This is a genomic window from Streptomyces sp. ICBB 8177, from assembly GCF_003144095.1.
Classification (GTDB): domain Bacteria; phylum Actinomycetota; class Actinomycetes; order Streptomycetales; family Streptomycetaceae; genus Streptantibioticus_D.
In genome coordinates, this window is the sequence record NZ_NSKH01000023.1 from 517,154 (window position 1) to 529,334 (window position 12,181).

Annotated in this window: 9 protein-coding genes; 5 read left to right on the forward strand and 4 right to left on the reverse strand. The window is 73.9% G+C overall.

The window, feature by feature from the left end; genetic code table 11:
• Positions 1 to 42: 42 nt before the first annotated feature.
• Both CK485_RS22740 and CK485_RS22745 read right to left on the reverse strand, forming a co-directional pair.
• Positions 43 to 927, reverse strand: coding sequence for an alkaline phosphatase family protein (locus CK485_RS22740; RefSeq protein WP_109453717.1), 885 nt, complete (start codon positions 925 to 927; stop codon positions 43 to 45).
• A 575-nt stretch (positions 928 to 1,502) separates the two neighbouring features.
• A complete protein-coding gene (locus CK485_RS22745) occupies positions 1,503 to 2,288 on the reverse strand; it encodes a hypothetical protein (RefSeq protein ID WP_109453718.1) in 786 nt (261 codons plus the stop codon).
• Between the two features lie 660 nt (positions 2,289 to 2,948).
• On the opposite strand from CK485_RS22745, the gene CK485_RS22750 reads away from it, so the two are divergent.
• Positions 2,949 to 4,160 carry a hydrolase gene (locus tag CK485_RS22750; RefSeq protein ID WP_109453719.1) on the forward strand — a complete coding sequence of 404 codons (1,212 nt, stop codon included), beginning with the start codon at positions 2,949 to 2,951 and terminating at the stop codon, positions 4,158 to 4,160.
• Positions 4,161 to 5,034: 874 nt separating this feature from the next.
• Positions 5,035 to 5,793 (forward strand): alpha/beta fold hydrolase, encoded by a 759-nt coding sequence (locus CK485_RS22755; protein WP_109453720.1) that lies wholly within the window; start codon positions 5,035 to 5,037, stop codon positions 5,791 to 5,793.
• Positions 5,794 to 5,857: 64 nt separating this feature from the next.
• Here CK485_RS22755 and CK485_RS22760 read toward each other — a convergent pair whose 3' ends face one another.
• Entirely contained in the window at positions 5,858 to 8,239 is a 2,382-nt protein-coding gene (locus CK485_RS22760; RefSeq protein WP_109453721.1) for a SpoIIE family protein phosphatase, read from the reverse strand.
• A gap of 270 nt (positions 8,240 to 8,509) precedes the next feature.
• Entirely contained in the window at positions 8,510 to 9,490 is a 981-nt protein-coding gene (locus tag CK485_RS22765) for a PRC and DUF2382 domain-containing protein (RefSeq protein WP_109454351.1), read from the reverse strand.
• 232 nt (positions 9,491 to 9,722) lie between these two features.
• On the opposite strand from CK485_RS22765, the gene CK485_RS22770 reads away from it, so the two are divergent.
• From CK485_RS22770 to CK485_RS22785, 3 genes are all read left to right on the forward strand, one after another.
• A complete protein-coding gene (locus CK485_RS22770) occupies positions 9,723 to 10,601 on the forward strand; it encodes a hypothetical protein (RefSeq protein WP_109453722.1) in 879 nt (292 codons plus the stop codon).
• 468 nt (positions 10,602 to 11,069) lie between these two features.
• Positions 11,070 to 11,720 carry a TetR/AcrR family transcriptional regulator gene (locus tag CK485_RS22780; protein WP_109453724.1) on the forward strand — a complete coding sequence of 217 codons (651 nt, stop codon included), beginning with the start codon at positions 11,070 to 11,072 and terminating at the stop codon, positions 11,718 to 11,720.
• A gap of 46 nt (positions 11,721 to 11,766) precedes the next feature.
• Complete coding sequence (locus CK485_RS22785; protein ID WP_241968539.1) at positions 11,767 to 12,171, forward strand: hypothetical protein; 405 nt, start codon at positions 11,767 to 11,769, stop codon at positions 12,169 to 12,171.
• Positions 12,172 to 12,181 lie beyond the last annotated feature (10 nt).

Below are 12,181 nucleotides of genomic sequence, written 5' to 3' on the forward strand. Positions count from 1 at the left end.
GGACGGGCGACTCGGGGTGGGGGCGACTCGGGTGAGGGGCGCTCAGTCCCAGATGTCGGTGATCGGGGTCGCGTCGGCGCTCTGGCCGACCGGTTCGAGACCGTACAGCTGCTCCAGCGTGGCGAGCAGGTCGTAGTGGTCGACGTCCTCGCTGTAGTGACCGGTCTTGACGTGGTCACCGACGATGATCGTGGGGATCTGGTTGTCCTCGGTGTAGTCGTCCTCGTCCCACGTGACGATCAGCAGGCTGTTGTTGGCCTTCGCCCAGGTCGCGTACGCGGACAGGTTCTTGTTCAGCCAGGTGTCGGCCTGGTTGATGGTGCCGTCGTGCATGTCGTCGTCGAGGTTCGGGATGACGAACGACAGCGTGGGGAGCGTGGAGTAGTCGGTGGGGAACGACGAGAACGGGACCGAGTCGGAGGACGGCACGTTGCTGAAGTTGATCCACGGGGAGTGCTTGCGCGCGTAACTGCCCGAGGAGCAGCTGGTCGAGCCGGTCTTCGGCAGGCCTTCCGAGTACCCCTTGAACGTCCGCCCGGCGGCGAGGAGTTCGGAACCGAGGTTCGCGGCGGAGCCCTCGTTCACCGGGCAGCTGTCGGCGGTCAGGCCGTAGGTGCTGCCGCTGAACAGCGCCATGTAGTTGGGCTCGCTCGGGTGGGTCACGGCGAACGACGAGGTGAGCAACGCCCCTTGTGAGGCGAGGGAGTTGAAGTACGGGGCCTGCGAGGTGTTGCCGATGATGTCGGAGTAGGAGTGGTTCTCCTCCATCACCACGACGACGTGCGAGGGCGTCGGGACGGTGTCGGCGGCCGCCTTGACGGGGGTGGCCGGAGCGGTGGCGCCGTGCGGTGCGAGCGTCGCGGCGAGGACGGCGCCGGTCGCGGCGGCGACGGCGAACGGCACGGTGAAGCGCGGCCTGGGGCGCATGGGGGCCTCCAACGGGTGGGGGGCGGACGGGACGGGCCGTACAGGGCGGGCCGGTCGCGCGGCCCGCGGCGGTGCGCGGTGCGTGCCGCCCGCGCGAGCGCGCGGAAGCAGGCGTTCGGGATCCTGCGCCCCCGTGATGGCGTGGACAGGACAAACTGGGGGCGCGGGGGTGAACTCCGGGCGAGGAACCCGCCTGCCTCCGTCGCGCGCCTCACCCCGTCGCGTCGGCCCACCGCAGGACCGGCGCGAACGGCGTCCCGACGGCACCGGTCGCGACTGCGATCCACAGGGCCCGGTATCCGCGCCCGGCCACCGCTGGGCCGACCCATCGGGACGGGCCTTCCGGCACGGTGCGTGTCTCCGCACGGTGACCGGGTGTCCGTCGGGCCGAGCGAGTGACGCGGTGCCTCGCGGGGGAGCCCGCGCCCGCCGGGCCACCAGCGGTACCCGCGGGCCACCAGCGGCAAGCAACGCCCCCCGGCGTCGCAGGCGGTCGCGGCACCCCGCCACCGTGGCGTGCACGCGCGCCGTGACCGCTTGCGGCCGCCCGGATGACGCGCCGGTACCGCCGTGGCTCACGCCTTGCCGATGTCGCGCGGCAGTTCCAGGCCGAGCCACCGGTCGGCGAAGAGGAACGTCTCGAACTTCGCGCCATCCGCCACCTGCGGATCCGCCGCAAGACGCCGCAGCGCGGCGAGCGCGGCCGGGCTGTCGAGGCCGTCGTGGAAGGCGGCCACCACCTCCTTGGCGCTGACCGCGTGCACGGGCTGCGACGTGGCCCGAGCCCAGTGCGCCACCCGCTCCCGCCAGCCGGTCAGCTCCGCCGCGGCGGCCTCCAGGGCGGCGGGGGACAGGCCGGCGGTCCGGTCGTAGGGCGTGCCGAGCAGCGCCAGACGCACGGCCATGGGGTCGGCGGCCTCCGGGTCGGCGTCGGCGCCGGGGGCCCGGGCGCCCGGCCAGGTCGGCGCGGGGGCCACCGCGACGCGTACGCCGTCGTCGTCCCTCGGCGGGTCCGCCGCCGCCGCGACCACGTGCACGTCGACCGGGCCGCCCAGCGCGTACCGCACGCCGGACGGCTCGGTGCGCACCGTCGCCGGGTGGATGCCCGCGCGGGCCCCGGCCCCGGCCAGCTCGCGGTCGTGGTCCTCGCAGGAGGCGTCGCCCGCGGTCCACGCGGACACCACTTGGAGCCCGTCGAGTTCCACGGTGCGGGTCAGCACGTCAGCGATCAGGAGCGCGCGCAGATCGCCCTGGTCGTGCGGGGTCCCGGTGGCCGACGTGTGCACGCACACCCGCAGCAGGCCGCCCCGCGGGCGGCGCAGGTCACGGAGCCCGCCGGTGCGGGCGTCCCGGATGCGCACGGAAGACCACCTGACTCTCGCATCGCGGCCGGTCACATCACCCCCCGTGACGACATGGCCCTCACTGTCGGGATACCCGTGCGGCACGTGTGTCACACCGGACGGTGACACAACGGTGTGAAGCGGGGCGATCCCGTCAGCGCCCCGGCGCCGGTGCCACCGGTGGCACCGGTGGGGCCCGCGTCCCGTCGGCACGCACCGCGCCGGGGCGGACGGACCCGACGCGGGCGCGGACTGCCCGGCCGCCCAAGTCTGCCGCCCTTCAGGCCGGTTCGGCCCGGGGAGGGCGAAGTCGCGGCCGTGACAGGCGTCGACGACCTCACCGGCGAGGTGGCCGACGGCTCCGCGCACGCCTGAGGGCGGGCGGTGCGGGCCGTTCGGTCACGTGTACGCGGGGACGGGACGGAGTGTTCAGCGGGCGGGAAAGACGGCCGCCTGCACGCCTCCCACCTGGACGGATGTACAGAACTTAAAGACGGCGTGGGGGCATTGGGGAGGTCGTGAGGATTCCCCGGTACGGTGTGCGGCAGTCGATCGCCGGTTCATGGCGCGATCGTTGATCACCAGAGGGGGCCTATGCCCATGTCACGCCTGCGCATAAGACACCGCGGCCGCAGACTCGCCCGGGTCGCCGGTGCCGCGGGTCTGGTTGCCGCAGTCATGGGGGCCGGGATCGCCCCGGCCAACGCCAGCACCAAGCCCGGCGGCGACAACCACGGCGGCCTGGTCAACATGGACGCCACACCCACCGGGGGGAAGGCGGCCGCCCACGCCACCCGTGGCGCCACCACCGTGTCGATGCCGGCGCCCACCGGCCCGTACAAGGTGGGAACGGTCAGCCTGCACCTGAAGGACACCTCGCGTACCGACCCGTACGTTCCCGGTCACCAGGCCCGTGAGCTGATGGTCTCGCTGTGGTACCCGGCGGGCAGCACCACGGGCCACTCCCTGGCGCCGTGGATGCCGTCGCTGACCGCCGCGCACTACCTGGCCGGTCTCGGCGTGCGGGCCGGTTCGCTGAACCTGCCCACCACCGCCGGGCACGTCCTGGCCCCGGTGGACACCAAGGCGGGCAAGCTGCCGGTGCTGCTGTACTCCACCGGTCTGCACTCGGACCGCGCCATGGGCACCGCACTCGTCGAGGACCTGGCCAGCCGCGGCTACCTGGTCGTCGCCGTGGACCACACCCACGACGCCAACGAGGTCGAGTTCCCCGGCGGCCGGCTGGAGACGGACACCATGCCGTCCAACGCCCACTCCTCCGACACGCTCGCGGTGCGCGCGGCCGACGTCAAGTTCGTCATCAACGAACTGGGCCAGATCGAGGACGGCAAGAACCCGGACGTCGACAAGGCCAAGCTGCCCACCGGGCTGCTGCGCAACGTCGACATGAGCAAGATCGGCATGTTCGGCTGGTCGCTCGGCGGGGCCGCCGTGGCCACGTCCATGCAGCTCGACTCCCGCATCGACGCGGGCGCCGACCTGGACGGCACCTTCTACGGTTCGGCGACCTCCGAGAACCTCAGCCGTCCGTTCATGCTCTTCAGCTCCGCGACGCACAACCGCAACGACGACTCCAGCTGGGCCACCTTCTGGTCCCACCTGAAGGGCGTGCGCTACGACCTGAAGATGGCCGGTTCGCAGCACCTGACCTTCAGCGACAACGAGGTGCTGCTGCCCCAGGCGGCGAACCAGCTCGGCCTGTCGCAGGCGCAGGTGCAGCAGACCCTCGGCACGATCGCGCCCAACCGCGCGATCCAGGTCGAACGCACCTACCTGGCGGCCTACTTCGGCCAGGAGCTGCTGAAGGAGAAGAGCAGCCTGCTGAGCGGTACCTCCTCGTCGTATCCGGAGATCAGCTTCGTGAAGTGACGTGGCGGAACCCGCGTCACGCGGCACCGCCGGGGCCGGTTCCGGATCACGGGACCGGCCCTCTTCCCTTCGCGGCGGCTGCGCGGGGCCCTCGGTGAAGTCCACCGGCACCACCCGCTCCCCGGTGCGCGCCCGCAGTCCCTCGCACGTCAGGCAGGAAGGTCTTCGTCCGGGTCGAGTCGGGGCGCCTGAAGGGCGAACCGGGCGACGGGGGAGGCCGGGTCCGGCTCCGCGAGGCCGGTCGCGGCCAGCAGCGTCACGCGGTCCGCGGAGGACGCGCGTAGAAGGTGGTGCTGCCGTGGTCGCCGATGACCACATCACAGGCGACCGTGGCGGCCCGCCACCCTCCTGCGCGGAGACGAGCATCAGCCCCGCGTCCAGCGCGACGGCCAGCCGGCTGCGCACCCCCAACTCGCCCACCCGCGCCCACACGCTGTCAGCTCGCCCAGTTCGCGCGTGCGGTTGACGAACGTGCCGATCCGCGACGGCAGCTGACGCGGCGGGGAGGGCGGTGGTCCCGTGCCTGATGGGTGGTCAGCCCTTCGACGCACTCGGCCTGGAGCACGGTGCCGTGCACCGAGGCGTGGCCGCCCAGACTGTTGCGCGTCCCATGCCGACCGTCCGGTCCGCTCTGCCCGTCCACCTCGGCCCCCTCCTACCGCGACCGGCGCCCCGGGCCGGCTCCACTCCGGGGACAGAGTGTGGCCTGCGCGCGACGCGAGGGCGGCAACGCGGTGGCGTGATCGGCGGTCCGGTGCCGAGTCCGGCCCCCGCGGCGGGCGACACGCCGACCCGTACGATGTGTTGTGCCGATCGGATCGCGATGGCGCATCGAGGCGCGACGGAAGTGGGGACCGCAGATGGGGGCGGCGGAATGAGGGCCGGGCGGGCGGACATCTCCGATCCGTGGTTCCACCGGCACCCGGCCGACTCCCCGGCCGTGCGGCTCGTGTGCTGCCCGCACGCGGGGGGCACCGCCGCCGCCTACGCCGGCTGGCCGAAGCGGCTGCCGGACCACGTCGAGGTGCTGGCCGTGCAGTACCCCGGCCGGCAGAACCGCTTCCACGAGCCGTGCGCCGAGTCGATGGGCGAGCTGGCCGACGCGCTGGCGATCGCCCTCAAGCCCCATCTCGGGCTGCCGCTCGTGCTGTTCGGCCACAGCATGGGCTCGGCCGTCGCCTACGAGGTCGCGGTGCGCCTGGAGCGCGAGGGAGCGGACGTGAGCCGGCTGCTGGTCTCCGGACGCGGCGCGCCGCACCGCGCGTACGCCACCGCGCGGATGCCGGGACTCGACGACGCCTCGCTCCTGGAGAACGTACGGCGCCTGGCCGGTCCTGACGCCGCCGTCTACGACCACCCCGAGTTGCGCGAGGTGCTGATGCCGCCGCTGCGCGCCGACTACCGCCTGCTGGACGCCTACCAGCCCGCCGGGGCACCGGCCGTGCTGCGCGCCCCGGTCGCGGCCTACGGCGGCGACGACGACCCGGCCTGCCCGGTCGCGGAACTGGACACCTGGGCCGAGGTCAGCGGCTCGCCCCTGCGCAAGCGGCTCTTCCCCGGCGGCCACTTCTACCTGCGCGCCCACGAGGACGCGCTGCTGGACGACGTGGCACGTCTCCTGCCCCGACCCTGAAACCCCCTGTCCGGGACGCCACTTGCCGCCTCGCTCCGGCTGATCCGGCTTCCCCGGCGGCGCCTCAGGGCGTGTCGATGGGCTGCTCGGTCCAGATCGTCTTGCCGCTCGCCCCGTAGCGGCTCCCCCAGCGGCTGGTGAGGTTGGCGACCAGGAACAGCCCGCGTCCCCCCTCGTCGGTGGTGCGGGCACGGCGCAGCCGCGGCTGGCTGTTGCTGGTGTCGCTCACCTCGCAGATCAGGCTCTGGCCGCGGATCAGCCGCAGCCCGACGGCCTCACCTGCGTACCGGATGGCGTTGGTGACCAGCTCGCTGACGATCAGTTCGGTGGTGAACGCCAGCTCCGCCAGCCCCCAGTCGTCCAGTTGCCGCAGCACCTCGCGCCGCGCGTCGGCCACCGCCGCCGGATCCGACGGCAGCCGCCACGCCGCCGTGTCGCCGGGCGGGATCTCCCGGACCCTGGCCAGCAGCAGCGTCACGTCGTCGGCGGGCGCCGGACCCCGGTCCGCGTCCACGATCTCCCGGCCGACGTCGTGCAGGTCCCGGTCGGGGCGGCAGACGGCGGCCAGTTGCTTGGCGAGCACGTCCTCGTCGCCCGCGCGGGCGTAGCCGTCCAGCCGGGTCAGGCCGTCGCTGTGCAGGGCCAGCACGCTGCCGGGCTCCAGCTCCAGTTCCACCGCCTCGAACGGCAGGCCGCCCACGCCCAGCGGCGGCCCCGGCACCACGTCCACCCGCCGCACCGTGCCGTCGGGGCGCACGACGAGCGGCGCGGGGTGCCCGGCGGCGGCGAACTGGCAGCGCCGGGTGACCGGGTCGTACACCCCGTACAGGCAGGTCGCCCCGATCGGCTGCGAGGACGGCGACTCCTCGGCGATCCGCAGCACCACGTCGTCCAGCCGCACCAGCAGGTCGTCCGGCGGCAGGTCGAGGTCGGCCAGCGTCTGCACGGCGGTGCGCAGCCGGGCCATCGTGGCCGTCGCCTGAAGGCCGTGGCCGACCACGTCGCCGACGACCAGGGCGATCCGCTGGGAGGAGAGCGGGATCGCGTCGAACCAGTCGCCGCCCACGCTCGCGGTGCCGCTGGCCGGACGGTAGACGCCCGCGGTCTGCGCGGCCGCGGTGTCGGTCGACCCCTGCGGCAGCAGGCTGCGCTGGAGGTGCACGGAGACCTGGTGCTCCCGGGTGAAGCGGCGGGCGTTGTCCACGCCGAGCGCGGCCCGGGTGGCGATCTCCCGCAGCAGCCGGGCGTCGGCCGCGGTGAACGGCCTGGTGTCCAGGGTGCGGTGCACCGTCACGTATCCGAGCACCATCCCGCGGGCGTACAGCGGCGCGCCGAGAGAGGCGCGCATGTCGTCGGGGAGCATCAGGTCCATCAGCAGCGGGTCGTGTCCGAGCAGCCGCTCGGCGTCGCGCCGGGTGGCCGTCATCACCGAGCGGCCGCACTCCGTGCCCGCCATCTCCGGCCGCTCCGGTATCGGCGGCAGCCACGAGCCGGGCTGGACCATGCCCGGCGGCCAGGGACCGTGCGCGTGGCGTACCGCGATGCGCCTCATGACGTTCTCCGGGTGGCCGCCCGTGTAGCGGGGCGGCTCGCCGCCGCGCAGCACGTCGTCGGGGATCTCCACCGAGGCCATGTCACCGAGCACCGGGACCAGCAGGCCGACCAGTTCCTGGGCGGTACGGGTGATGTCCAGCGAACCGCCGAGCCGTTTGGACGCCTCGTGGACGATTTCCAGGTGGCGCCAGATCTCGTAGCCGTCGCTGATGTCCACGGTGACGGCCAGCACGCCGGCGGGGTGCGGCGCGGTGCCGAGCCGGGCGGAGGTGAGCGCGATGATGCGGTCGCGGTCCGGCGAGCCCGCGTCCCGCAGCATCCGGTCGGTGCCGGTGACCGCGGCGCCGGTGGCCAGCACCTCGCGGACCGTCTCGGCGCCGGTGCCCTGGCCCTCCTCGACCGGCTGCAGGTCGTCGAGCCGCAGCGCGGCGGCCGGCCCGCTCCCGTCGCCGGGCTCGGCGGTCCGGTTGGCGCCGACCGGCCGCAGGTGACGGTCGTAGACGGCGACGGCCATCCGCTCCTGGTCGAACAGCCCCCGGCCCACCGCCTCGTGCATCGCCCGCGTCGCCTCGGCGCCCGCCGGGACCCCGAGCACCACCGCACCCTGCGCGCCACCCAGCGGCAGCACGCGCACCGCCAGGTCGAGCCGGTGCCCGGCGCGGTGGCGCACGGTGCGCACCGGTCCCGGGTACGTGTGCGCCCGGACGCGTTCGGGGGACAGCAGGCCGCGCAGCGAACGGCCCCGGGCCTCACCCGCCGGGTAGCCCAGCAACCGCTCGGCGCCGCCGGACCAGTCGCGCACCGTGCCCGAGCGGTCCACGACCACCGCGACGACGTCGTCGGCGGCGTGCCCGCCGGGAGGGAGGCCCGGGGCCTCGGACGGTGCATTCATGACGCTCCCCTGGACCGGACCGCCGTGCCGGCACGATCGCGCCGGCCCTTCCCAGCATGGCGTCTTCCGGCGAGGTCCGCCAAAGAGCCCGCAGGGCGCGCGGGGCGGAGGCGTCCGGCAGGAGCCGCGGTGCCGTGGCCGACGGCGGCGCGGAGCGGGCCGTGAAGGACGGCGCCCCGGCCGGTCGCGGAGGAACGCGACCGGCCGGGACGCCGTGCGCCACGCGGGCGTCCGAGCCGTTCCGCGCGCGGCGGCCCGTGCCGTCGGTGGTCAGCGCAGGCCCGTGCCGCGGCCCGGCTCGGTGCCCCGGTCCTTGCCGGGGAGTTCGGCGTCGATGCGCTCCTTGCGGACCTGGTCGCGCACCGTCTTCTGCTCGATGTGCTCCTCGGTGGCCAGCCGTACCCGCTCCACCGGCACGGTCTCCTTCTCGACGACGGCGCGCTCCTCGTGCAGCACGATCTCCTGGTCGGCCTCGCTGAACTGGGTGCCCGACATCGCCTCGCGGCGCCCGGTCTCAGTGATCGGCTCGCGGACCACCCGGACCTCCTCGTGCCGCAGCGGCACGGTCTCCTGGACCTCCTCGGTCACCACGTAGCGGTGCAACCGGGCGCGGCCCGCCTCGGTGCGCTCGACGTTGACGTGCAGCCGTTCCTCGGAACGGGTCATCGCCCGCTCCTCGTCGATCCCGCCGGTCGCGCCCCGCTCCGGGACGCCGGCCGTTCGGCCGCGCTCGTCCGCGGTGCCGCCGGACCGCCACTCGCCGGTCGGGGTGCGGCCGGTCGCGTCGGCGTCCGCGGCGCTCCTGCGCTCGCGTCCGGCACCCATCGCGCCCGCGGCACCGGCCGTTCCGGCGGCGCCTGCCGTGCCCATGGTGTCCGACGTGCGCGTGGCGTCGGGGCCGCCCACGCCGCCCGCGCGGTGCCTGCCGCCGCCGTCGGACATGCCGTAGTACTCGTACAGTTGGCGTTCCTCACCCGCGGACAGGTGGCCGCCGTTGTCGATGTCGACCTTGGGCGCGTCCTTGATCCGGCTCTTGTCGAAGGGGACCTCCAAGTGGTCGCCGACCAGATTGGCGTCCTTGATCGGGACGAACGACTCGCTGGAGCCGAACAGCCCCGTCTTCACGCTCACCCATTCCGGGCGGCCGGTGGCGTCGTCGAGGAACACGTGCCCGGCGCTGCCTATCTTGCTTCCCTCGCTGTCGTAGACGGGGTGGCCCAGTACCGCGGGGATCTGCTTCTGGGTGATCATGCGGTCCTCCTTGTCGTCCGTCAGGCCGAGGCCCATCACTCTCGTGGGTAGCCGTCCGTAATCACACCAAACAAGTCATATATGATGTTGTTAGTCCTTACGTTCCACAGGTGTTTTGTTGTGCAGGCATAAGAGAATTAGTGTGTGGTTTAGGACTTTCGAGTGTCATATGCCCCAACTGGCGTATCCGGGGAACATCTCCTCAGTTGAACAGGCAATGGAGCCAAGGGAGATGTGGAACCGCAACAACGTTCTGGCGGAGGCTTTCTGTCGCAGCGACGAGCACGTCAGAGACGCCCAGGGGCTGCTCGACGAGGCGCAGGCGGACCGCGTCCGGCTGCTGGCCGCCTTCTCCATCTCGGTGGGCAGTGACGGTGCCGTCGCGGACATGCTGGGGCTGGCGGAGCGCGAGGTGAGGGTGGCCCGGCGCACCGTCGGCAAGGACAACGCCCGCGCTGTCGCCGAGGAACTGCTCGCCGGCGCCCCTACGCCGCCCCCGGGGCCCGCCGCCCCGGCCGACGCGCCACCACCCCCGCCATCGGCGGCCCAGTCACCGGCCCAGACGCCGGGCGCGGCGTCCGCCACGCCGCCCGGCCCCGCGTCCACCCCGCCCGCCGACTGGACCGCGCAGGCCCCGGGGGCAGCGGTGCCGGTGCCTGCCGACCCGTTCCCGGTGGACGCGGACCAGGTCGCGCAGGGGGCGGTGTGGACGCCGGTGCTCGACACCGTGCTGATCAACAGCTGGAACGCGGAAGTGGACCTGGAGACGCTCTCCGCGCAGTTCGGCATGGACCTCACGCACATCGTCAAGCGCGTCCAGCACCTGTTCGCCCACGGACTGCTTGCGCCGCCGCCGGGGGAGGGCGGCCGGGCGGGGCGTCACCGGCGCTCCGGCGCGGTCCCTGCCGCCGAGCCCGAACCGACCTTCCCCGCCGGGACGGGCACCGCGTGGATCTCGTCTGAAGAAACGATGCAGTCGAGGGAGTGGCCCCCCTACCCGCCCCATCCCGCGTCCCCGCAGGGATGGGACGGCGTCCTGACCGCGTGGGCCGGCGGGGCGCCCGGCGCGTACTCGGGGATCCCGCACCAGGAGCTGTGGCCGCAGGGGTGACTCCCGCCGCGCGGTGGCCGTGGACGCCGGAGCCCTGCGGCTTTCGGCGTCCACCCTCCCGGGGGCGCCCGCGCACGCATGTTCCGGCAGGTGAGGGCGGGGGGTGGCCGCACCCCGGGGCAGGGGGGAGGCGTTAGCAGGACGTGGTGGACGAGGAACGGTGCGAGGGGGCCGCGGTGGCGCCGCCTCTCGTGACGGGGACGGTGCGGGGGCCGGGGACGCGCGCGTGGGCCGTCTCGCGGGCGGGGATCGCGGAACCGGCCGGGTCCTTCCCGCCGTCGTGCGCGCCGGACGGCGGCGGCGAGCCGTCGGACCGCGCCGCCCACCCGGGCACCACCGTTCGGGAATCCGATCGCGTCACGCCGCGGTGAGGGGGACGCGCCCACGCGGTCGGCGGGGGACCCGGGCAGAATCGGCGGACAGTGGTTCGAAGGCGAAGGTTCGAACGCGGTCCGAAGGAGAACGCCGGTGCCCGAAGTCGCCAACCAGCCCCGGCGCCGTTACGCGGGCAAGTCGGCCGCCGAACGGCGCGCGGAACGGCGGGAACGGCTGCTGGAGGCAGGGCTCCAGCTGTTCGGCGGCGGCCCCGGCTACCGCGCGGCCTCGGTCAGCGCGTTGTGCGAGACCGCCGGGCTGTCGACCCGGCAGTTCTACCAGGAGTTCCACAACCTCGAAGAGGTCCTGGCGGTCCTGCACGGCCGGGTCAACGACCTCGCCGAGCAGGCCGCCGTCGAAGCGCTCACCCGCACCGCGGGCCAGGACATCGAACGCCGGGCGACCGCCGCGTTCCGCGCGTACGCGGCCTCGGTCACCGCCGACCCGCGCCGGGTGCGGCTCGCGTTCGTCGAAGTGGTCGGCGTCAGCCCGCAGATGGAGCGCCGCAGGCTGGAGCGCAGGACCCGCTGGGCGGAGCTCATCCACGCCGAACTGATGGCGGTCAGCGGCGGGGGCGAGGCGGCCTCGCGCGCCTACCGGGTGGCCACCACCGCCTTCGTCGGCGCGGTCAACGGCCTGGTGCACGACTGGTCCGCCGGGTACGTGGACGCCACGCTGGACGAGATGGCCGCGGCGCTGGTGAACATGCTCGTCAACATCCCGCGCGAGCCGCCGTCGCGGTGACACGCCGCCGGACTGACCCGGCGGCCGACTGGGCAGGAGAGCAGACGTGACGGAACAGGGACTGGGACGCGACCCGATACAGGCACCCGAGGACGAGTCGACCGGGCTGGACGCGCTGACCGACGACGAACTCCGTACCCACGTGCGCATCATGCTGGAGGGCCACGGCCACCGGGGCCCGCGCGACTGGCCGCTGGACGGCCTGGAGGACGACGTCTACCGGGAGATCGAGCGCCGCTCGCCGGCCCTCGCCGAGCTGCGGACACGCCAGGACGAGCTGCTGCAGGCCGACCTGCGCCGCCGGCTGCGCGAGGACCCGACCACCCCCGACGTCGACGCCTACGTGGACAGCGGTCTGCCCTGGGCCGACCGCGACGCGGAACGGGACTACGACGAGGCGCGCGAGGAGTGGCGGCGGCTGATGACGGCCTGGGTGAACGGCAGCGTCTGAAGGGGGCACC

Bases quoted from the DNA above. Each gene is read 5' to 3' on its own strand.
- CK485_RS22740 (WP_109453717.1), bottom strand. From the start codon at position 927: ATGCGCCCCAGGCCGCGCTTCACCGTGCCGTTCGCCGTCGCCGCCGCG.
- CK485_RS22750 (WP_109453719.1), top strand. From the start codon at position 2,949: ATGGGGGCCGGGATCGCCCCGGCCAACGCCAGCACCAAGCCCGGCGGC.
- CK485_RS22755 (WP_109453720.1), top strand. From the start codon at position 5,035: ATGAGGGCCGGGCGGGCGGACATCTCCGATCCGTGGTTCCACCGGCAC.
- CK485_RS22760 (WP_109453721.1), bottom strand. From the start codon at position 8,239: ATGAATGCACCGTCCGAGGCCCCGGGCCTCCCTCCCGGCGGGCACGCC.
- CK485_RS22765 (WP_109454351.1), bottom strand. From the start codon at position 9,490: ATGATCACCCAGAAGCAGATCCCCGCGGTACTGGGCCACCCCGTCTAC.
- CK485_RS22770 (WP_109453722.1), top strand. From the start codon at position 9,723: ATGTGGAACCGCAACAACGTTCTGGCGGAGGCTTTCTGTCGCAGCGAC.